This window comes from Xenorhabdus hominickii (assembly GCF_002632725.1).
Classification (GTDB): Bacteria; Pseudomonadota; Gammaproteobacteria; order Enterobacterales; family Enterobacteriaceae; genus Xenorhabdus; species Xenorhabdus hominickii.
On the sequence record NZ_NJAI01000002.1, the window covers coordinates 472,324 to 495,810 of the forward strand.

General features: G+C 42.2%; 16 protein-coding genes. 12 read left to right on the top strand and 4 right to left on the bottom strand.

What is annotated here, in order from left to right:
- Positions 1-4: 4 nt before the first annotated feature.
- The 9 genes from mukF (at position 5) to Xhom_RS09335 (ending at position 12,531) form a co-directional block, all read left to right on the top strand.
- Positions 5-1,327 carry a chromosome partition protein MukF gene (gene mukF / locus Xhom_RS09295; protein WP_069316376.1) on the top strand — a complete coding sequence of 441 codons (1,323 nt, stop codon included), beginning with the start codon at positions 5-7 and terminating at the stop codon, positions 1,325-1,327.
- Positions 1,308-2,030, top strand: coding sequence for a chromosome partition protein MukE (mukE, locus tag Xhom_RS09300; RefSeq protein ID WP_069316375.1), 723 nt, complete (start codon positions 1,308-1,310; stop codon positions 2,028-2,030). The genes mukF and mukE overlap by 20 nt, the downstream gene beginning before the upstream one ends.
- Positions 2,027-6,490, top strand: coding sequence for a chromosome partition protein MukB (gene mukB, locus Xhom_RS09305; RefSeq protein ID WP_069316374.1), 4,464 nt, complete (start codon positions 2,027-2,029; stop codon positions 6,488-6,490). The genes mukE and mukB overlap by 4 nt, the downstream gene beginning before the upstream one ends.
- 189 nt (positions 6,491-6,679) lie before the next feature.
- Positions 6,680-7,270, top strand: a complete 591-nt coding sequence (locus Xhom_RS09310; RefSeq protein ID WP_069316373.1) for a GrpB family protein — start codon at positions 6,680-6,682, stop codon at positions 7,268-7,270.
- A gap of 54 nt (positions 7,271-7,324) precedes the next feature.
- A complete protein-coding gene (locus Xhom_RS09315; protein WP_069316372.1) occupies positions 7,325-7,960 on the top strand; it encodes a CatB-related O-acetyltransferase in 636 nt (211 codons plus the stop codon).
- A 258-nt stretch (positions 7,961-8,218) separates the two neighbouring features.
- The gene (gene aphA / locus Xhom_RS09320; RefSeq protein WP_069316371.1) at positions 8,219-8,956 is read left to right on the top strand and encodes an acid phosphatase AphA; all 738 of its coding nucleotides are present in this window, start codon (positions 8,219-8,221) and stop codon (positions 8,954-8,956) included.
- Between the two features lie 247 nt (positions 8,957-9,203).
- A complete protein-coding gene (gene ldtD / locus Xhom_RS09325) occupies positions 9,204-10,922 on the top strand; it encodes a L,D-transpeptidase (protein ID WP_071933866.1) in 1,719 nt (572 codons plus the stop codon).
- Positions 10,923-11,304: 382 nt separating this feature from the next.
- Entirely contained in the window at positions 11,305-11,853 is a 549-nt protein-coding gene (gene mepK / locus Xhom_RS09330; RefSeq protein ID WP_069316370.1) for a peptidoglycan L,D-endopeptidase MepK, read from the top strand.
- A gap of 45 nt (positions 11,854-11,898) precedes the next feature.
- Positions 11,899-12,531: an MBL fold metallo-hydrolase gene (locus Xhom_RS09335; protein ID WP_069316369.1), complete on the top strand. Its 633-nt coding sequence runs from the start codon at positions 11,899-11,901 to the stop codon at positions 12,529-12,531.
- A 149-nt stretch (positions 12,532-12,680) separates the two neighbouring features.
- On the opposite strand, the gene Xhom_RS09340 is transcribed toward Xhom_RS09335, so the two are convergent.
- The 4 genes from Xhom_RS09340 to pncB all read right to left on the bottom strand — a co-directional run bounded on the left by Xhom_RS09340 (position 12,681) and on the right by pncB (position 18,344).
- Positions 12,681-13,871, bottom strand: a complete 1,191-nt coding sequence (locus tag Xhom_RS09340) for an amino acid aminotransferase (RefSeq protein WP_069316368.1) — start codon at positions 13,869-13,871, stop codon at positions 12,681-12,683.
- Between the two features lie 243 nt (positions 13,872-14,114).
- Complete coding sequence (locus Xhom_RS09345) at positions 14,115-15,215, bottom strand: porin (protein ID WP_069316367.1); 1,101 nt, start codon at positions 15,213-15,215, stop codon at positions 14,115-14,117.
- A gap of 307 nt (positions 15,216-15,522) precedes the next feature.
- Entirely contained in the window at positions 15,523-16,923 is a 1,401-nt protein-coding gene (asnS, locus tag Xhom_RS09350) for an asparagine--tRNA ligase (RefSeq protein WP_069316366.1), read from the bottom strand.
- Between the two features lie 206 nt (positions 16,924-17,129).
- Positions 17,130-18,344, bottom strand: coding sequence for a nicotinate phosphoribosyltransferase (gene pncB / locus Xhom_RS09355; RefSeq protein ID WP_069316365.1), 1,215 nt, complete (start codon positions 18,342-18,344; stop codon positions 17,130-17,132).
- A 447-nt stretch (positions 18,345-18,791) separates the two neighbouring features.
- Between pncB and pepN the strand changes: the two genes are divergently transcribed.
- From pepN to Xhom_RS09370, 3 genes are all read left to right on the top strand, one after another.
- Positions 18,792-21,410, top strand: a complete 2,619-nt coding sequence (pepN, locus tag Xhom_RS09360) for an aminopeptidase N (protein ID WP_069316364.1) — start codon at positions 18,792-18,794, stop codon at positions 21,408-21,410.
- A gap of 305 nt (positions 21,411-21,715) precedes the next feature.
- Positions 21,716-22,726: a quinone-dependent dihydroorotate dehydrogenase gene (gene pyrD / locus Xhom_RS09365; protein ID WP_069316363.1), complete on the top strand. Its 1,011-nt coding sequence runs from the start codon at positions 21,716-21,718 to the stop codon at positions 22,724-22,726.
- Between the two features lie 157 nt (positions 22,727-22,883).
- A complete protein-coding gene (locus tag Xhom_RS09370; RefSeq protein ID WP_069316362.1) occupies positions 22,884-23,435 on the top strand; it encodes a cell division protein ZapC in 552 nt (183 codons plus the stop codon).
- The last annotated feature ends 52 nt before the right edge of the window (positions 23,436-23,487 follow it).

A 23,487-nucleotide genomic window follows, 5' to 3' on the forward strand; every position in this document is an offset into this window, starting at 1 on the left:
AATTATGAGTGAATATTCCCAGACTGTTCCTGAACTTGTGTCCTGGGCCAGAAAAAATGACTTTTCAATCTCATTACCACCAGAGCGGTTGGCTTTCTTGCTGGCAATTTCTGTCCTGAACAGTGAACGGCTTGATGGTGAAATGAGTGAAGGGGAGCTGGTGGATGCTTTCCGTGAAGTGTGTAAGGGTTTTGAACAGACTTCTGAAACGGTATCTGTCAGGGCGAATAACGCCATTAACGATATGGTTCGTCAGAAACTACTTAACCGTTTTACCAGCGAATTGGCGGATGGCAACGCTATCTACCGTTTGACGCCATTGGGAATTGGCATTAGCGATTATTATATTCGTCAGCGTGAGTTTTCCACGTTGCGTCTCTCCATGCAGTTATCCATTGTCGCTAACGAACTGCATCGAGCGGCAGAAGCTGCTGAAGAAGGTGGTGATGAATTTCATTGGCATCGCAATGTTTTTGCACCACTTAAATATTCTGTCGCTGAAATTTTTGACAGTATCGATATGTCTCAGCGCTTGATGGATGAACAGCAAGACAGTGTAAAAACCGATATCGCTGCGCTGCTCAATCAGGATTGGAAAGCCGCTATTGCCAATTGTGAACAGTTATTGTCTGAAACGTCAGGCACTCTGCGGGAACTTCAGGATACCCTGGAAGCGGCAGGTGACAAATTGCAGGCCAATCTCTTGCGCATTCAGGCTGCCAATATGGATAGCGGTGGTTCTGAACAGGTCGATAAATTGGTCTTTGATCTACAAGGCAAATTGGATCGGATTATCAATTGGGGCCAACAAGCCATTGACCTCTGGATAGGTTATGACCGTCACGTTCACAAATTTATCCGAACCGCCATCGATATGGATAAAAACCGTATTTTTGCCCAGCGTCTTCGTCAATCCATCCAACATTATTTGGACAACCCTTGGGCATTGACAATAGCCAACGCAGAGCGTTTGCTGGATGTGCGTGATGAAGAGCTGACTCTGCGTAATGAAGAGGTAATGGGAGAATTACCGCCAGAAATGGAATACGAAGAGTTCAGTGAAATCAACGAACAATTGGCTGACATGGTGGAGCAGGCGCTGGCGGTTTACCAACAAGCAAAACTTCCTCTGGATTTGGGAGCTGTACTGCGCGACTACCTTGCTCAGCATCCACGTAAGCGTCATTTTGATGTGGCGCGTATCCTGGTGGATCAGGCAGTACGATTGGGCGTTGCGGAAGCGGATTTCTCTGGGTTGCCAGCGGAATGGTTAGCGATTAATGATTACGGAGCCAAGGTGCAGGCACATGTCATCGATACATATTGAACAATTTATGCCAGTTAAACTGGCTCAGGCATTATCCAACACACTTTTCCCTGAATTAGACAGCCAGCTTCGTTCCGGGCGTCATATCAGCATGGATGATCTGGATAACCATGCTTTTCTGATGGATTTTCAGGAAGAGTTGGAAATGTTTTATGCGCGTTATAACGTCGAGTTAATCCGTGCACCCGAAGGTTTTTTCTACCTGCGTCCCCGTTCCACGGCGTTGATCCCGCGTTCTGTCCTGTCCGAATTGGATATGATGGTAGGTAAAATTTTGTGCTACCTCTACCTCAGCCCTGAGCGTCTGTCCAATCACGGGATATTTACCTCTCAGGAACTGTATGAAGAACTGCTGTCATTGGCGGATGAAAATAAGCTGATGAAATTAGTGAACCAACGTTCTACCGGTTCCGATCTGGACAAACAGAAATTACAGGAAAAAGTACGAACGTCACTAAACCGCTTGCGCCGTTTGGGCATGGTTTATTTCCTGCAAAACGATAGCAGCAAATTTACGATCACCGAATCTGTATTCCGTTTCGGTGCAGATGTACGCAGCGGTGACGACCCACGCGAGGCACAATTGCGGATGATCCGTTATGGAGAGGCTATGGCGATAGAAGGGGACGCATCGCAGAAAGATAATGAATATGAAGAAGTATCAGAACATTCAGCAGAAGGTGCGGAGGATGAGCAGTCATGATTGAACGCGGTAAATTTCGCTCACTGACGTTAGTTAACTGGAATGGCTTTTTTGCCAGAACCTTTGATCTTGACGAGCTTGTAACGACCTTATCAGGCGGTAACGGCGCAGGTAAATCTACTACGATGGCCGCATTTGTGACCGCGTTAATTCCTGATTTAACATTGCTTCATTTCCGCAATACGACAGAGGCGGGTGCAACCAGTGGTTCCCGCGATAAAGGTTTGCACGGTAAATTACGTTCAGGCGTCTGTTATTCCACGCTGGATGTGGTCAATTCCCGTCATCAACGCATCATTGCGGGTGTGCGTTTGCAACAGATTGCCGGGCGTGACCGCAAGGTGGATATCAAACCATTTATGATTCAGGGTGTCCCTGCATCAATCCAGCCGACGCAGTTACTGACTGAAAACATTAACGAACGTCAGGCGCGGGTTCTGCCATTAAATGAATTGAAAGAACGCCTTGATGAGATGGAAGGCGTTCAGTTTAAACAATTCAACTCGATTACGGATTATCATGCCCTGATGTTTGATTTGGGAGTGATTCCGAAACGTTTGCGTTCATCAAGTGATCGCAGTAAGTTTTATCGTCTGATAGAAGCATCGTTATATGGCGGGATTTCCAGCGCCATTACCCGCTCACTGCGTGATTACTTACTGCCGGAAAACAGCGGTGTCAGGAAAGCATTTCAGGATATGGAAGCCGCATTGCGTGAAAACCGTATCACACTGGAAGCGATCCGTGTAACCCAATCTGACCGTGATCTTTTCAAACATCTTATCACTGAAGCGACGGCCTATGTTTCTGCTGACTATATGCGTCATGCCAACGAACGTCGAGTCCATCTGGACGAAGCCTTGGGCTTACGCAGTGAACTATTTGGCAGTCGCCGCCAATTGGTGTCTGAACAGTATCGCCATGTTGAAATGGCGAGGGAGCTGGCCGAACAAAGTGGTGTATCTTCTGATTTAGAAATGGATTATCAGGCGGCCAGTGACCACCTGAATCTGGTTCAGACTGCGATGCGCCAGCAGGAAAAAATTGATCGTTATCAATCCGATGTTGAAGAACTGACTTATCGACTGGAAGAACAGACCGAGGTCGTTGAAGAGGCGAAAGAGCTACAGGCGGAATATGAAGCCATATCTGAAGCGGCTGAACAGGAAGTGGATGAATTAAAAAGCCAACTCGCTGATTATCAGCAGGCCTTGGATGTTCAGCAAACTCGCGCTATTCAATATCAGCAGGCTCTGCAAGCATTAGAGCGTGCCCGTGAACTTTGTCAGCTTCCTGATCTGTCGATAGATAATGCAGATGAATGGCAGGAAACCTATCAAGCCAAAGCACAGCAAGCGACTGAAACTTTGTTGGCGTTAGAGCAAAAATTAAGTGTCGCTGATGCTGCTCATAGTCAGTTCGAACAGGCTTATCAACTGGTGAAAAACATCGTTGGTGAAGTAAGCCGCAGTGAAGCGTGGCAAGCTGCTCGTGAAGTCTTGCGTAATTGGCCTTCCCAACGTCATTTAGCGGATCGGGTTCAACCTCTGCGTATTCAATTGGCTGAATTGGAACAACGTTTGAACAGCCAAAAAAATGCAGAGCGTCTTCTGGGGGAATTTTGTAAACGCCATAACCAGCAATATCAGGCGGAAGATTTAGAGGCGTTACAGAGCGAATTGGAAGCCCAGTTGGAAGAACTAAGCCTGAGTGCCAATGAAAGCGGCGAACGCCGTATGCTGATGCGTCAGGAGCTTGAACAACTTAAGCAGAAAATTCAGAGGCTGACAGCGAGAGCGCCAGAGTGGTTGGCGGCACAGGAAACGTTGAACCAGCTTTGTGAACAAAGTAATGAGGTGTTCGAAAGCGGTCATGGTGTCACTGAATACATGCAGCAATTGCTGGAGCAAGAGCGTGAAATTACGGTTGAACGTGATGATGTTGCAGCGCAGAAACGCGAACTGGAAAAGCAGATTGAGCGTTTAAGTCAGCCAAGTGGTGCCGAAGATGCCCGATTACTGGCACTGGCGGAACGTTTCGGTGGCGTCTTGCTCTCAGAGATTTATGATGACATCACTCTTGATGATGCCCCTTACTTCTCTGCGCTTTATGGTCCGGCACGCCATGGTATCGTTGTGCCTGATCTCTCGTTGGTACGTCCGCACCTTGAAGCATTAGAAGATTGCCCGGAAGATCTCTATCTGATAGAGGGAGATCCGCAATCGTTCGATGACAGCGTATTCCATTCCGAAGAGCAGAAAAATGCGGTTCTGGTGAAATCATCTGATCGTCAGTGGCGTTATTCCCGTTATCCTGACGTTCCGCTGTTTGGACGCGCAGCGAGGGAAAATCGCCTGGAAGCTCTCAGCCTTGAGCGTGATACTTTAGCTGAACGTTACGCAACACTTTCGTTTGATGTTCAGAAAATCCAGCGAGCACATCAGGCTTTCAGTCGTTTTGTCGGTAAACACTTGTCTGTTGCATTTGATGACGATCCAGAAGCAGAAATCCGCAACCTTAATCAGCGTCGAACTGAACTGGAGCGAGAATTATCTCAATTTGAAGCCCAGGCTCAACAGCATCAGCAAAAACTCGCTCACATAAAAGAGAGTTTGTCAGCATTGAACCGCTTGATCCCTCAAATCACAATTTTGTTGGATGAAACGCTGATTGACCGGGTAGAAACCGTTCGTGAAGAAATGGGTGAAGCTCAGGATGCGGCGAAATTCCTGCAACAACACAGTCATGTACTGATTAAACTTGAACCGCTGGTTGCTGTTTTACAAAGCGATCCACAGCAACATGAGCAGTTGCAAAAAGATTATGAAACAGCGAAACATAGCCAGAATAAATCTAAGCAACAAGCTTTCTTCCTGACGGAAGTTGTACAGCGTCGTGCTCATTTCAGTTACAGTGATTCTGCGGGTATGCTCAATGAAAATGCTGATTTGAACGATAAACTACGTCAGCGTCTGGAGCATGCGGAATCTGATCGCAGCCGTGCACGCGAACAATTGCGCCAACAGCAGTCACAATATGCGCAGTTCAATCAAGTATTGGCATCACTGAAAAGTTCTTATGACACCAAACAGGATATGTTGAAAGAACTTGAACAAGAGTTGAAAGACATTGGTGTTCAGGCCGATGCTAATGCTGAAAGCTGTGCTCGTGAACGTCGTGACCAGCTACATGCGGCTGTAAGTACTAACCGATCCCGTATTAACCAGCTTGAGAAACAGATCGCATTCTGTGAAGCTGAAATGGAAAACCTCCAGAAGAAACTACGTAAATCTGAGCGTGATTATTACCAGAAGCGTGAGCAGGTTGTTTCTTCGAAAGCGGGTTGGTGCAGTGTGATGCGTATGGTGAAAGACAATGGCGTTGAGCGCCGCTTGCATCGCCGTGAACTGGCCTATATGGAAGGCGATGATTTACGTTCAATGTCGGATAAAGCGTTGGGGGCATTGCGTCTGGCGGTAGCCGACAATGAACATCTGCGTGATGCTTTGCGTTTGTCTGAAGATCCAAAACGCCCTGAACGTAAAATTCAATTCTTCGTGGCAGTGTACCAACACCTGCGTGAACGTATTCGTCAGGATATTATCCGTACAGATGATCCGGTTGATGCCATTGAGCAGATGGAAATTGAACTGGCTCGCCTGACAGAAGAATTGACGGCACGAGAGCAGAAATTGGCGATCAGTTCCAAAAGCGTCGCGAATATCATTCGCAAAACTATTCAGCGTGAACAGAACCGCATCCGTATGCTTAATCAGGGATTGCAGGCTGTTTCTTTCGGACAGGTGGGTGGTGTACGTCTGAATGTCAATGTACGTGAAAGTCACTCTATATTGCTGGATGTACTTTCTGAACAGCAGGAACAACACCAAGACTTGTTTAATAGCCAGCGTTTGACCTTCTCAGAAGCAATGGCGAAACTTTACCAGCGCCTGAACCCACAAATGGATATGGGACAGCGTTTACCTCAGACCATTGGTGAGGAATTGTTGGATTACCGTAATTACCTAGAACTGGAAGTTGAAGTCAACCGTGGTTCAGATGGTTGGCTCAAAGCGGAAAGTGGAGCACTTTCTACAGGGGAAGCCATTGGTACGGGGATGTCAATTCTGGTTATGGTTGTACAGAGCTGGGAAGAGGAATCATGCCGTCTACGCGGTAAAGATATCTCGCCATGTCGTTTGTTGTTCCTTGATGAAGCTGCGCGTTTGGATGCGAAATCAATTGCAACACTGTTTGAATTGTGTGAACGTTTACATATGCAGTTAATTATCGCGGCACCAGAGAATATCAGCCCAGAGAAAGGAACAACTTATAAACTGGTGCGTAAGATCTTTAATAATCAAGAACATGTGCATGTTGTTGGATTGCGTGGTTTTGGGCAAGACATTCCGTCCACAGAACAACCTCAAACACAGGCTCAACCAATATTGGAAGAATAACTCCATCGTTGGATGATGTCTCTATTGTTACAAAGGAGGCCATATATACTATGACCTCCTTAATTTATTGACCTCTTTAATTTATGGCCTCCTCAATTGAGGTAAATTTTTCTGGGTAGTTGTTTAATATGTCCTTATCCATCCTGATTTAATGTACGAAATACAAGTAGAAAAATAAGGAATGAGTTAATGATAAATCCTAAAGACATTATCTTTTTTCCTGAATCAGATCCTAATGAAAACCCTTGGGTGCATGGGAAACCTACTGATGAGGTGATAGACGTTGTGGAATATAACTCTGAATGGGTGACCACATGGCTGCAACTCTCTCCTTCCTTGAAAAAAGCCCTTGGAAACATTGCCCTAAATATTGAGCACGTTGGTTCAACGGCAGTTCCTGGGCTTGCTGCTAAGCCAATTATCGATATTGATTTGATTGTGGAAGATCCAACTCAGGAAGAAAAGTATGTCCCTGCATTGGAACGGCTTGGTTATGATTTAACGGTGCGTGAACCGAGTTTTTATCAGCATCGGTGCTTTCGTTTGATAAAACCACGCGTCAACCTTCATGTTTTTGGCCCTGATTGCCCTGAACACATTCGCCATATTTTGTTTCGTGATTGGCTCCGAGAACATCCTGAAGATTGTCTGCGATATATGGATGCAAAGGTCAATGCCAAAGATAATGTCAATCAGGTAATGCAATATAATCAGCGGAAAGAGCAGGTGATACGTGATATTTATCAGCGTATATTCGAAAACAAGGGATTATTGTCGTAATTCTGATTGCGTTCGGATACTGTCGTAAATTTTACTATTTTCGGGTAATTATTTATGGATGAAAATCAAAAACATTGGTCGAAAGTTGAATATTTACATTCAACAGTAACTAACCCCAACATAAAAATTAAAGGTACACACAGTTATTACAGTCATTGTTGGAGTGATAGTTTTGAAAAAAGCGTTGTTCGTTATCTTCATGGTGATGAAATCAGTCTTGGGTGGGAACCTTTAGGCGTAGTTGATCAGCTTTATATAGGAAATTACGTCTGTATCGCATCAGAAGCTGTCATTCTTATGGGAGGCAATCATACTCATCGAATGGATTGGTTTTCTTTCTATCCTTTTTTGGAAGGAATAAAAGAGTCCTATCAGCATTCTGGTGATACGATTTTATCTGATGGATGTTGGATTGGTATGCGTTCAATGATTATGCCTGGTGTCACCATTGGTGAAGGCGCGGTTGTTGCTGCGGGTAGTATTGTGACGAAAGATGTGGCTCCCTATACTGTAGTGGGTGGAAACCCTGCGCGATTCATCAAACATCGTTTTGAACTATCGATTATATCAAAGTTATTGGCACTAAGAATTTATGATTTGGATGAGGATAGGGTGAAGAAATTACTCCCTTATTTGAAAAGCAATGACATAGACTCTCTTGAGTCAGCGTATCATTCTCTTAATCAGTAATGAAAAAAATCTGTTACTCATCATGTTATAATCAATATGACGAATAAAATAATTTGGATAGTATAATTTACCACAAGCAATTTGGATGATTTTTATTAGATTGTTTATAAGATAAGCTTATGCTTTATATGTAAATATTATGAATATATTGATGTGAAAATAATAACATCAAGTTATTGTGCGATATATCCCATTTTAATATGATGAGAACGTTTACTATTCCACGCTTTTGTGATCAACTTGAATCAAGGAATAACAATGCGGAAAATGACGTCAACATCAAGTGCAATTGTACTGGTTTTTGGCTTAACTTTTGGCTTAACTTTTGGCTTAAATAGTATGGCTCAGGCAAAAATGACTATGCCTGAGCAAGTGAGTTCTGGTGTAACGGCTGTAGATTTAGCTCAGCGTCAGGCAATACATTGGGTCTCGGTAGAACAGATTGAAAAAAGTTTACAAAGCCAGCCACCAATGGCCGTCGGATTTGATATCGATGATACTGTATTGTTTTCCAGCCCGGGTTTTTATCGTGGGAAATTAGAATATTCACCAGATGACAATAGCTACCTGAAAAACCCAGAATTTTGGGAAAAAATGAATAATGAATGGGACAAATTCAGTATGCCAAAACAGATCGGCATTGAACTGGTTCAGATGCATCTGAAACGTGGAGATGATGTCTATTTCATTACGGGACGAACAAAAACTAAAACAGAAACAGTAACTAAATATTTGCAGGAAGATTTAAATATTCCCGAGAATAAAATGAACCCTGTTATTTTTGCAGGTGATGAGCCTGGGAAAAATAATAAAATTAGTTGGATGAATGATCATAAATTGAAGATCTACTATGGTGACGCAGATGCCGATATTGCTGCAGCCCGCGAGTTGAATATCCGTGGTATTCGTATATTGAGAGCATCAAATTCTTCTTATCAGCCACTGCCAAAAGCAGGTCGATTTGGGGAAGAAGTTGTCATTAAATCCGAGTATTAATCTGAAAATTTAATAAAATTCATTCTGTTAAAAGGCACTAAGAGTGCCTTTTTCTTTTTTAAACCATTATAAGCTAATTTATTATAGTGAACATTTTTTTTATAGTTAGTATGATTGGATAAGCAACCTATCCTAAGGGATAATTATGTATATAATTATTACTATTCTTTGCTGATAAAAAAGGTCTGCTAATAATTAAAATAGGACACTGGATAGCTGCATAAATAATAAAGTGAGGTGAACTCTTATGTCGAAGAACACGGTCAGGTTACTGAAAGTTTCTTTTATCTGTAGTACATTGGCAGTATCAGAGGGCACCTTTGCAAGTCAACAAAATGAGTTGATAGCAAATGATGGGCAACAATTGTCAGGGGAACAAAAAAAGGAAGATATAGTTGTTTCATCTGATAAGACTATTCTTATATCTCCGGCGATTTCTATTAATGAAAATCGAAAACAGTTACAAAATTGGTTGCCTCAACAAGTAAAACCGATATTTCTTGAACGCTTGGTAACATTGTATTCTGACAATCATATGAAGCCGTTATGGCCGGATAAAAAAACAATTCAACTGTTTGAAAATCAATTAATTGAGATATCGTTGGCTGGTTTTCAGCCTCAATTTGAAAAATGGGTGGTACAACTTCATTCTCCTGAATTAAGTGATATGGGGCGTGATATAATCTTATCTGATGCCATGTTGGGTTATCTTCATTTTATAAGCGGAGTTAATAAAAAAGGGGATTCTTGGTTATATAGCCAAGCCGCTTATAAGGTTGATTTGCCACCTACTCATTTAATTGATGAATGGCGAAAACATATCAATAATGGTAATGCATTTAGCTATATTACAGATTTATTACCCCGTCATCCTATGTATGAAAATATGCGTAGAGAAATGCTGGAGCAATTGGCTGATAAGCAGCCCTGGGCTGAATTTTCATTGAAAGGTACGTTAAGGCCTGGACAAAGCAGTGAGAGTGTGGTTGCATTGAGGGAAATATTAGTTCGTTCCGGTTCGTTAGATTCATCTGAAGCTAAATTAGGTGATAAAGTTTACAGCAAAGAATTAGTAGCTGCTGTAAAACGTTTTCAAGCTTTGCATGGATTGATGTCTGATGGCGTTATTGGTCAATCTACGAAGGCTTGGTTAAATACGACACCAGAAACTCGTGCTCGTATTATGGCTTTAAATATACAGAGGCTACGGATTATTCCTAATGATATTTCTACAAGTATTTTGGTTAATATTCCTAATTATTCATTATTTTATTATGTGGATGGCCAAGAAGTATTGAATTCTAAAGTTGTTGTAGGTCGGCCGAGTCGTAAAACGCCTATTATGAGTAGTGAACTGAATAATGTCGTGATTAATCCACCGTGGAATGTACCAACGAGTATGACTCGGAAGGATATTGCACCAAGAGCAATGCGTGATCCAAGCTATTTTCGCACTCGTGGTTATACTGTTTTTTCCAGTTGGGCTAATGATGCTAAGGTTATTGAACCTTCGGAAATTAATTGGAACGCAGTAACACCAAGTAATTTCCCTTACCGTATACGGCAGGCTCCGGGGCCTACAAACTCATTGGGGCGTTTTAAATTTAATATGCCAAATTCGGAAGCGATTTATTTACATGATACACCGAATAAGGCTTCTTTCGGTCGTGAAATGAGGGCGGTCAGTTCGGGTTGTGTACGTGTAAATAAAGCACCTGAACTAGCTGATATGTTGTTGGGTAATGCGGGTTGGAATAAAAATAAGGTCGGCGATTCGTTGAAAACGTGGACAACAAAATATGTAAATATTCCCAAAAAAATCCCAGTTTTTCTTTATTATCAAACAGCTTGGGTTGATGAAAAAGGTGTGCCTCAATATCGTGCTGATATCTATGGTTATGATATCGCAGCCAGACAACAGTCAGATCTTTTAACCAAGGTCTTGGCAGTTAGGAATGATTTATAATTTTCACAGTTAGTAGTTAGTTAGGAAGGAATAAGTTTGACTTCAGTATCTATATCATAAACGGTGAAGAAAATAATTTTATCTTCACCGTTATTTTTTCAGTGTTTTTTACCACTGTAATGTTTTATTTATAATCGATTCCTTTCTGATACTGAGGAGTTTTTTAGGATTCAGATAAAAAATATTTATCATCAATATGCCGTCAATAAAATTGTGTCTATATTTAATATTTTTTTCATTATGCTAAGTTGGTCACAATAATAATTGGAAGTATTTACAGTAATATACAAAAATAGTTGAAACTACTTTTTGTTTATTGATGTCTTATTGATTTGATAAGCTACATGATTAACATACTATAAAATAGCAGGGCATATTATCCATGAATGATATTGACCATAACCGCCGAAAGTGGCTTGGCGTAAGTGTGGCTACGTTGGGATTAAGTTTATTACCTCAACACGCTTTGGCTGCATTGGCAACACCACGTCCCCGAATTTTGCGCTTTGATAATTTGCACACGGGAGAAACACTCAAAGCTGAATTCTTTGATGGTCGCCGTTATAACAAATCAGAATTAGCTCGTCTGAATTATTTATTTCGCGATTATCGTCAAAATAAAATCAAAACGATTGATCTGAAATTGTTTGATCAACTTTATTTATTGCAAATGATGATGGGAATAAATAAATCTGTTCAATTAATCTCAGGTTATCGATCCTTGATGACAAACAATATGCTGCGTCAAGCCAGTAATGGAGTGGCAAAACACAGTTATCATACGCGTGGGCAAGCGATGGATTTTCATATTGATGGTATTCAGCTTTCACATATTCGCAAGGCTGCGCTTAAAATGCGGGCGGGTGGCGTAGGGTTTTATCCAAAAAGTAATTTTGTTCATATAGATACAGGCCCAGTCAGGACGTGGTAATCTTATTACCAACAATTAGTCTTGATTGTGGAGTTAAATAATATAATGAAATATCACATTATCCCCGTCACGATGGCGATGCAGAATTGTACATTGATTTGGTGTGAAGAAACTCAGGAAGCGGCGATTGTTGATCCCGGAGGTAATGCCGAACAACTTATTGCCGAAATAGAACGCCGTGAGCTGAAACTAACGCAAATTTTGCTGACCCACGGTCATTACGATCATGTTGGTGCTACCGTTGAAATTTCTAAGCATTTTGGCGTGCCTGTCTATGGGCCACATAAGGCAGATGCTTTTTGGATAGAAGGGTTGGAGATTCAATGTCAAATGTTCGGTGTTGAGCCATGCCCCTCTTTCACACCCGATCGTTGGTTAGATGACGGAGATACGTTGCAAATTGGTCATGTTGAATTATCTGTTCTGCATTGCCCAGGTCACACTCCGGGGCATATTGTCTTGGCTAATCATATTGATAAATTAATCTCAATGGGGGATGTACTGTTTAAAGGCAGTATTGGCCGTACTGATTTCCCTGGTGGGAATTATGATGAACTGATCCAATCCATTAAGAAAAAAGTACTGCAGTTGGGTGATGATTATCAATTCATTCCTGGTCATGGACCGATGTCAACGTTAGGTTATGAACGAAAAACCAATCCTTTTCTGCAAGAGTAATCAGGGTATTTTTTCTTGTGTCCGGATAATAAAAGCCGCTAAAAAAGCGGCTTTTTGGAAAGAAATATCAGGTACCCAGATATATCCAATCAGTTTCAAATTACATCGTGGTTAATCAAGATGTAACTTGTAAGATGAAGAGGATAAAACTAAAGCACTGCAACGATGGCTTCACACAGAGGAACCATGTTCTCCAGTGTTAAACCTGCTACGTTGATACGGCCAGAGCTGACTGCATAAATACCATATTCTTCACGCAGACGTTCTACTTGCTCTTTAGTCAAGCCACTGAATGAGAACATGCCATTTTGAGCGATAATAAAGCTGAAGTCTTGCTTCGCGCCTTTTTCTTGTAGTGTGTTGACAAACAATTGACGCATACGCTGAATGCGTTCACGCATTGTTGCCAATTCCTGAACCCATTCTGCTTTCAGATCGTCATTGGACAGAATTGTTGTAACAACGGAAGCACCGTGTGCCGGTGGGTTAGAGTAGTTAGTACGAACAATGGATTTTGCCTGACTGAATGCTTTTTCAGCGGTATCGCTATCTGTCGCAACAATGGTACAAGCACCAACACGCTCATTGTAAAGACCAAAGTTTTTGGAGTAAGAGCTGGCAACAATCAGTTCATTGTGGTTTTTAGCAAAAATGCGCAGACCTTCGGCATCTTCGTCCAAACCTTTGGCAAAGCCTTGGTAGGCAAAGTCAAATACAGGCAACCAACCTTTTTCTGCAGATAAATCTGCCAGCTTCTGCCACTGTTCAGTCGTTGGGTCAATACCCGTTGGGTTATGGCAGCAACCGTGCAGCAGAACGATATCCCCCGCTTGTGTTTCAGATAAGCTTGCCAACATACCATCAAAATCCAAGGCATGTTTTTCTGCGTTGTAATAGTTGTATTCGCAGATTTCTAAACCAGCACTGGAGAAAACTCCTTTATGGTTTGGCCATGTTGGGTTGCTGATCCAAACACGTTTTGCATTAGTCTGTTTAGCTATAAAGTCAGCGGCAGTGCGCAGTGCGCCGGTTCCGCCTGGGCTTTGCACAGTACGGGCGCGTTTGTCAGTCACGATAGGGCTGGTTTTGCCGAAAAGCAGTTCCTGAGTGACATGACCAAATTCAGGTAATCCACTGATCGCCAGATAGTTTTTAGTCGTTTCGTTTTCCAGCAGGAATTTTTCTGCTTTTTTAACGGTGGTCAGGACAGGGGTTTTACCGGTTTCATCTTTGTAAACTCCGATACCCAAGTTGATTTTATTTTCACGTGGATCAGCCTTAAAGCTATCCGCTAAACCAAGAATGGGGTCGGCAGGCGCTGCTGTGATTTTTTCAAACATTTTTTTGATTCCAAGACTCGGAGAGTTAAGCCCAAAATAAGTTATACGTCGCTCAGGGTAACCTTAAGGAACTCATTTGCCAACCACTTGTAGCAAAAAGAATAAAATCTTGTGAAGTAGTTTACGGAGTGAAGAAAAAAGATAATGAAAACAGGAGAATAAAACGTAAAAAGCAGCGCCTAAGCGCTGCTTTTTCTGCGATAAATATGTTTAACGTTGGGCTAAACAGTTTATCAACAGTGATTAGAACTGATAAGTCAGACCAACACCGAATACGTTGCGAGCGTTTGCATCGCCGCCTTCGTTTTTGTCCAGCAGGTTGATTTTGTAATCAACATAGGTAGACAGGTTTTTGTTAAAGTAGTAGTAAGAACCTACAGAAACATATTTAACCAGATCTGCGCTATATTGGCTTCTTGGCTCGCCTAAGTTTTTACCTTTAGATTGAACGTAAGCCAAAGATGGTTTCAGACCGTAGTCAGCGAACAGGTATTGTGCAACCAATTCGAAATTCTGAGTTTTGTTAACAATCCCAGTATATTTTGCGCTATCAACTTTTGTTGAACCCGGAGTCATATTACGGGTTTCGCCGTACATAGCTGCCAAGTAGACATTGTTAGCATCGTATTTAGCACCGATGTTCCATGCTTCAGCACGTTTACCGTAAGCAGTAGAAGTCCACTGATCACCTGCACGAGTAGAGCTAGCGTAAGAGCCACCAACAGTGATACCGTAGCCTATGTCATAAGTGGTAGATAAACCGTAGCCATCACCATTTGCTGTAGCGCCAGTACGACCATTCTTAGTGCGCTCGCTGTTTTGGCCTTGGTATTGCAGGGCAATGTTCAGGCCATCAACCAGACCGAAGAAGTCAGTGTTGCGGTAAGTCAACAGACCGGTAGCACGACCAGTCATATAGTTGTCTTTCTTAGACATAGAATCACCACCAAAGATTGGCAGTACATCAGTCCATGCGTTGACATCATAGTTTACGCCGTAGTTACGGCCGTAATCCAGTGAACCGTAGTTAGCGAATTTCAAACCCGCGAAAGCCAGACGAGTATCCGCTTTTTGATCACCCTCTGCTTTATTAGCTTTCAGGTTGTATTCCCAACGACCGAAACCAGTCAGTTGGTCAGAGATTTGAGTTTCACCTTTGATGCCGATACGTGCGTAAGAGTTATCACCATCTTCACCGCTTCTTTGGTCTGCGATTTGATGACGAACGTCTACTTTACCGTACAGATCCAGTTTGTTGCCGTCTTTGTTAAAAATTTCAGCCGCGTTTGCTGTACCAGCAACCAGCAGAGCTGGGATTACCACTGCAAGAATATTGCGTTTCATTATTATTACCCTCATTGTTGTTATTCAAACACTTGCCACTGCCAAAAATAGAACACTAAAAAATTTTGGAACTATCTTGGGGTATCCAGTGTCTTATTAATTGGCGACCAGTTTTCCATTGGTAATGAATTTTATCTACTCTCAAAATGCTACAAAAGTGCATAATCAGTAATAAAGTGAAAATATGTGTTTCAAAATGTAAATAACGGGGAACTTTTTTCGTCCCGTTTTGGCTATAAAATAAAAAAAGCCAGTTTTCACCGGCTTTTTTATGGATTGATTTTAGCTCGTTTGTTGAGCTGATTCATTAGAAACTTGCGTTTCTTGGAGTCCGTGGGAATGGGATAACATCACGAACGTTCGATACACCGGTAACATAAGCCACCAGACGTTCGAAACCTAAACCGAAACCAGCATGGGGAACGGTGCCATAACGACGCAGATCACGATACCACCAATAATCTTCTTTATTTAGCCCCATTTCTTCCATACGCTGATCCAGTACATCCAGACGTTCTTCACGCTGAGAACCACCGATGATTTCACCAATGCCCGGCGCCAAAACATCCATTGCCGCGACGGTTTTACCGTCTTCATTCATACGCATATAGAATGCTTTGATGTCTTTTGGATAGTTTTTCATGATCACTGGCGCTTCGAAATGTTTTTCTGCCAGATAACGCTCATGCTCGGATGACAAATCTACACCCCAGAACACAGGGTTCTCAAATTGTTGACCACAGTTTTCCAGAATTTCTATTGCATCTGTGTAGTCCAACTGGATGAAATCAGAATTAACAAATTTTTCCAGACGGGTAATGACGTCATGATCAACGCGTTCTGCGAAGAATGCAAGATCGTCAGCACGTTCTTCCAATGCCGCTTTGAAGACATATTTCAGCATATCTTCAGAAAGTTTGGCGATATCGTTCAGATCAGCAAAAGCTACTTCTGGCTCGACCATCCAGAACTCCGCCAAATGGCGGCTGGTATTGGAGTTTTCTGCACGGAAAGTTGGGCCGAAAGTATAGACTTTGCTCAATGCACAGGCATAGGCTTCGCCATTCAACTGACCTGATACGGTCAGGAAAGCTTCGCGTCCGAAGAAATCTTTACTGAAATCGACATCGCCTTTGTCTGTCAGCGGCAGGTTTTGCATATCCAAAGTAGAAACGCGGAACATCTCGCCCGCACCTTCGGTATCTGATGCCGTGATCAGCGGGGAAGATACCCAGAAGTAACCGTTCTCGTGAAAGAAGCGATGCAGGGCTTGTGACAAAGTATGACGAACACGGGCTACAGCACCGATCAGGTTGGTACGTGGACGCAAATGTGCGACTTCCCGCAGATATTCGATGCTGTGACGTTTGGCTGCCATTGGGTAAGTATCAGGATCGTCTACCATACCAACAACAACAACTTTGCAGGCCTGCAGTTCGAAGCTTTGGCCTTTGCCTTGTGATTCCACCACTGTACCAGTCACTTCTACGGAGCAGCCAGTGGTTAAATTCAGAATTTCATCCTGATAATTCGGTAAATCATTATTAACGACAGCCTGTAATGGATTAAAGCAGGAACCGTCATAAACGGCGAGGAACGAGATACCAGCTTTAGAATCTCTCCTTGTACGTACCCAACCGCGAACGGTGACTTCACTGTCAACCGGAACACGGCCTTGCAGCACATCGACTACAGGCGCTACGCTCATAAATTTCTCTCTTCTATATAGTGAGTTAGGATAATTAGATAGATTTACCGTAAACCCCCTTCATTAGGGGTAGATCCTCTATCTTACTTGTCATCTCTCAGGAAACAAGAAGAAATTGCGTGTCTTAGCGGGGAAATAAAGGGAAAAGTTGTTTTTTACTGGCGTAACCAGCATAAAGCGAGTTACGCCAGAGGTGATCAACGGTGTTATACCGCTTTTTCTATATAGGGAATGTCAAACGCCCGACGTAACCTATCGACAAACTCATCATCTTCACAGATGGTCTTTCCGGGACTGTCCGAAAGTTTGGCCACTGGCTTGCCGTTACATTCGACGAGCTTGATCACAATATTCAGAGGCTTGACTCCCGGAATATTACAGGTCAGCCGTGTACCAATACCGAAAATCACATTGACTCTCTGATGGAAATGTTTATACAGCACTAACGCTTTCTGAAAATCCAGACTGTCGGAGAACACTAATGTTTTTGTCATTGGATCGATATTCAGTGACTGGTAGTGTGCGATGGCTTTTTCACCCCATTCGATAGGATCACCGGAGTCATGACGCAGACCTTGGTAAGCGGTAGCAAATGATTTGTCAAAATCTCGCAGGAAAGCATCCATAGTAATGCAGTCTGTCAGCGCAATTCCCAGTTGATCCGGATATTCATCCAGCCATGTTTGCAATGCTGCCCGTTGGCTATTTGCAAGTTCCGGGCTAATTTGCTGATGAGCCTGGAACCATTCATGAGCTTGTGTTCCGAGTGGAGGAAGGCCAAGCTGCTCTGCCAATTGGTAGTTACTGGTTCCAATCAGATAAGGGAAGTTATTTTTCAGCTCATTGACAATGGCGTACTGTACTTCGTGTGAAAAACGACGTCGGGTACCAAAGTCCATGAGTTTGAAACCGGAGAGATCGATATTTTCTTCCGCTGCATCTTTATGAAACAATTCGATGAGCTTTCTAAGCTGGATAACAGCATTTTCCGGCGTTATTTTAGGTGAGCGATGGCGATGAACCAATTCGCTGATCAGGGCAAGTAAAGGGACTTCCCACAGGATAACTTCGTGCCATAAACCGGAAATGCGGATGGCTAATTGCCCTTCAGGGGTCACAGAGACATCTACTTGCTCAGGGTTAAAACGGAATGTTTTGCACCAGTTCAGGTAATCCTCTTTAAAGAATGGAAGGCGAGAGAAATAATCGGCTTCACGTTCTGTCAGTGCTAAATCAGCCATCATGTTAATTTGATGACGTAAAGCCTCGGCATATTCACCGAGCAGCTCATCACCACGGCAACGGAATTCCGCAACGACAGGGATATTGTTGTAGTGGTGGTACACTGCTTGCTGCATGTGAAACTTATAGGCATCAGTATCAAGCAGTGATGTGATAATCGGGGTAGCGTCTAAAATCATGGCGCGTCAGGCATCCTCGCGGAGCGTATTCGTATCTGCTAAATCGATAAAGTCGGAAGAGTATACCGTGATTATTGGGTTATTGAAGCCACATAGTGGTATATATTTTTCCGAATCTAAAGATTAAGGTTAATCCATTTACAGATAATATCATGTTAAATGAGATATGAGATGATAATTAGCACGAAAGCACTAATATTCTATTCACATTGCTTATACCTTTATTTAATAAATGATTTACATCTTAAAAAAGAGATATCCTGATTGAAAGGATGGGCGCTCTATGGCAGCGTTGGCGATTGGAAAGTTTCAATGGAAACGAAGTATGCTAGGTGCCTTGTAGTTAAAAATACAGTAGTTAAGGTAATACAGTAGTTAAAGTTATACAGATGTTATCAACTATACCTGTTAAAACATGTCTGTCAAAAGTAATGGAAAAGGTTCCCTATGACACAACAGCGACTCGTTAAACACCGTCTGGATTATAAAGCACCAGATTACACAATTACCGATATTGATCTCGATTTTGATTTGTATGCGGAAAAAACGACGGTGACAGCAATCAGTCAGGTAAAACGTCTGGCTAATGACATTACCCCACTCATTCTGGATGGGCAAAATCTCACACTCAAAAGTATCTATATAGATGATAAACCGTGGGAACATTATCAGGAGCAAGATGACAAGCTACTGATTGAGCAATTGCCTACCCAGTTTACGTTAAAAATTGTGAATGAAATTCATCCATCAGCCAATACAGCGCTTGAGGGGCTGTATGTATCTGGAGATGCTCTGTGCTCTCAGTGTGAAGCTGAAGGGTTCCGTCACATTACTTATTATTTGGATCGTCCAGACGTTCTGGCTTGCTTTACGACCCGCATTACAGCGGATAAATCCAAATACCCATTCTTATTATCCAATGGTAACCGTATTGAACAAGGGGAATTGAGTGATGGTCGCCATTGGGTGAAATGGCAAGATCCGTTCCCAAAGCCTGCTTATTTGTTCGCGTTAGTTGCGGGTGATTTTGATGTTCTTTGTGACACGTTTGTGACTCGTAGCGGACGTGAGGTTGCACTGGAGCTGTTTGTTGACCGTGGCAACTTAGATCGTGCTGATTGGGCTATGACATCTCTGAAAAATTCGATGAAATGGGATGAAACACGCTTTGGTCTGGAGTATGACCTTGATATTTTCATGATTGTTGCTGTTGATTTCTTCAATATGGGCGCGATGGAAAACAAAGGACTGAATATCTTTAATTCCAAATATGTATTGGCAAAAACTGAAACGGCAACAGATAAAGACTATCTTGCTATTGAAGCCGTGATTGGCCATGAATATTTCCATAACTGGACAGGAAACCGTATCACATGTCGTGATTGGTTCCAGTTAAGCCTGAAAGAAGGGCTGACCGTATTCCGTGATCAAGAATTTAGCTCTGATTTAGGTTCACGTTCCGTTAATCGTATCAATAGTGTGCGTATCATGCGTTCAGCCCAGTTTGCTGAAGATGCCAGTCCGATGGCTCATCCTATCCGACCTGATCAGGTGATGGAGATGAATAACTTCTATACAATGACTGTTTATGAGAAAGGTTCAGAAGTTATTCGTATGATCCACACTTTATTGGGTGAAGAGCAATTTCAGGCGGGTATGCAGCTTTACATTCATCGTCATGATGGAACTGCGGCAACATGTGATGATTTTGTTCAGGCGATGGAAGATGCATCAAACGTTGATTTGACACTATTCCGCCGCTGGTATAGCCAATCAGGAACACCTGTGCTGACTGTTCGTGACGAATATGATGCAGAAAAACAGCAATATACTTTGCACATCAGCCAAATGACACCGCCAACGGCAGATCAGAAAGAGAAACAGCCGCTGCATATTCCTCTGGATATTGAACTTTATGATGAGAATGGGCGTATCATTCCGCTGCGTCGTAATGGTCAGCCTGTGCATCATGTCTTGAATGTTATCAATGCAGAACAAACATTTGTGTTTGATGATGTGCCATCACAGCCAGTACCTTCTTTACTGCGTGAATTTTCCGCGCCAATAAAACTGGATTATCCATTCAGAGATGAGCAGCTTTCATTCTTGATGAAACATGCGCGTAATGAATTCTCTCGTTGGGATGCGGCGCAAACATTGTTGGTCAACTATGTGAAACTGAATGTTGCCCGCCAGCCAAAATCCCTGCCATTTGAATTGCCAATGCATGTCGTTGATGCCTTCCGTGCTGTTTTGTTGGATAAAGACATCGATCCGGCACTGACTGCATTGATTCTGACCCTGCCGTCTGAAAATGAATTGGCAGAATTGTTTGAGGTTGTTGATCCTCGGGCCATTCAAGATGTCGTTCACGCCGTGACGCAGACACTGGCCAACGAAATGGTTGATGAATTTGCTGCGGTTTATCACAGTATTCATACAGGTGCATACCGCGTAGAACATCAGGATATAGCGAAACGTGCCTTGCGCAATATTTGTCTCAGCTATCTGGCTTTTATTGATGATAAGGAACTGGCTGATAAATTAGTGGCAGCACAATATTATCAGGCTGATAACATGACGGATACTATCGCTGCGCTATCTGCGGCAGTATTTGCTGAGTTGCCTTGCTGTTATCAATTAATGGATGAATTTGATCAGCGTTGGCATCAGAATGGGTTGGTCATGGATAAATGGTTTATTCTTCAGGCAATCAGCCCAGCTTTCGATGTACTTGATAAAGTCCGCACTTTAATAAGCCATCGTTCTTTCAGCTTGAATAACCCAAACCGAGTTTATTCGTTACTGAGAACGTTTTTTGCTAATAATCCAGTGGCCTTCCATGCTGAAGATGGCAGTGGTTATCAATTCTTGGTAGAAATTCTGACTGATTTGAACACTCGAAACCCACAGGTTGCATCACGTTTAATCGATCCATTAATTCGCCTGAAACGTTATGATGAAAAGCGTCAGTTCTTGATGCGTTCTACATTGGAGCAATTGAAAGGGTTGGAAAACTTGTCTGGTGATCTGTTCGAAAAAATTACCAAAGCGCTCGAAAGCTAATAGGTAATATTTCCTCCGGTTACTGCCGGAGGAAATTCAATAATATTTATTTAAGATTTGCTGTGCCTCTCTATTCTCAGATAAAAAAGCCAGATAAAAAATATTGAATGATAGGCTCTCGGCCCATAAAGAGGGCTTTTTTGTTGATTCATATAATGATAAATTAGCCATCTTTTCCAGCCACAATAAAGCAGCAATTTTATATGTACAGGATTATATGTACGGGATTGTGCATAACTCAAAATGTATAACAGACAACTCTTACATAAAAACAATTCTCGCATAAAAACAATAGGTTAATCTAAATGTATTATTCTCTAGTACGGAAGGCATTGTTCCAGCTTGATCCAGAACAGGCACACGAACTTACTTTCCGCCAGCTCAAGCGCATTACTGATACACCTTTCGAGTTTCTCATCCGTCAGTCAGTTGCTACAAAACCTGTTACTTGCATGGGATTATCCTTTAAGAATCCGCTTGGATTAGCTGCTGGCCTTGATAAAAACGGCGATTGCATTGATGCATTTGGTGCGATGGGATTTGGTTTTGTTGAAATTGGTACAGTAACACCACGCCCACAAGAGGGAAATGATAAGCCAAGATTATTCCGTGTCGTTGAAGCAGAAGGAATTATCAATCGGATGGGGTTTAATAATCTTGGGGTGGATAATCTGGTTGAGAATGTCAAACGAGCTAAATACGATGGGATTATCGGGATCAATATTGGCAAAAATAAAGATACTCCAGTCGAGAATGGAAAAGACGATTATTTAATTTGCATGGATAAGGTTTATCCACATGCAGGTTATATCACCATTAATATTTCTTCTCCGAATACCCCAGGTTTGAGAACATTGCAATACGGTGATGCATTGGATGATCTCTTATCTGCGATTAAAAATAAGCAAAGTGAACTGCAACAGAAGTTCCAAAAATATATTCCTGTTGCTGTAAAAATTTCTCCTGACCTTTCAGAGGAAGAATTAATAAAAATTGCTGATAGTTTAATGCGCCATCATATTGATGGCGTTATTGCAACCAATACGACATTGGATAGAAAGATCATCGAGGGGTTGAACCATTGCCAACAGTCAGGGGGACTAAGTGGTCGTCCTGTTCAGTTACGTAGTACTGAAATCATTCGTCGTCTTTCCCAAGAGTTAAAGGGTGAAGTACCGATTATTGGTGTTGGTGGAATTGATTCACTTGTTGCTGCCAGAGAAAAAATGGAAGCAGGTGCTTCGTTGATTCAGATATATTCTGGTTTTATCTATAAAGGCCCAAAATTAATCAAAGATATTATTAATCATCTTTGATTATTTGTCGCGATTTAAGGTTGGGGGTTTATTTCTGCCCTCAACTCGTCTATATTTTATCTGATAGACTAAATTTTATCATTTCTTTTGGTTTTCCATTTCTGTAGTGATGTTTATTTTTAGTCAAAAAGCTATTTTGACCATAAAAGGATAATCAATGAAAATTAAACCTGATGATCAGTGGCGCTGGTATTTTGATCCCGAGCATAATCGTGTCATGCTCGATCTTGCTAATGGTATGGTTTTTCGTTCCCGTTTTCCTGCCAAGATGTTGACCGACTATGCAATTACAATGCAAGGAATGTCTTTTTCTGTCGATGATGCTGCTCTTTATTATGCTTTTGAAGAACATTCCCGCCATGTTAATATGGCACCGGCACTCAGTGCAGAGTTAGCACTGAATGGGGTGGTCGCATTTCGTTTTATGAAACCACAAATGCCAAAAAGCTGGTATTTCTCCAATTTTGCTTTAGTGCAAAAACCAGAACAGGGAGAAATAGTGCAGCTGCGTTTACAGGATAATAGTACTGGGGCGCTATTTATGGTGACTGAAGTCGGTGACAATGCCAGCCAATGTCTATTGGCTCAACAAAAATTAGAGCTAAGTGATCGAGTGATGACTTTCTGTGACCCGATTAAGGTGATGAATGATCGCATAGCGCCTTATATCCAGCGCACTCAAACATCGATATTTGACAGGGCAATGTAATATTATTAACTCACTGAATTTATGATGTCAGTTATCACACTTCGTTAAAAAA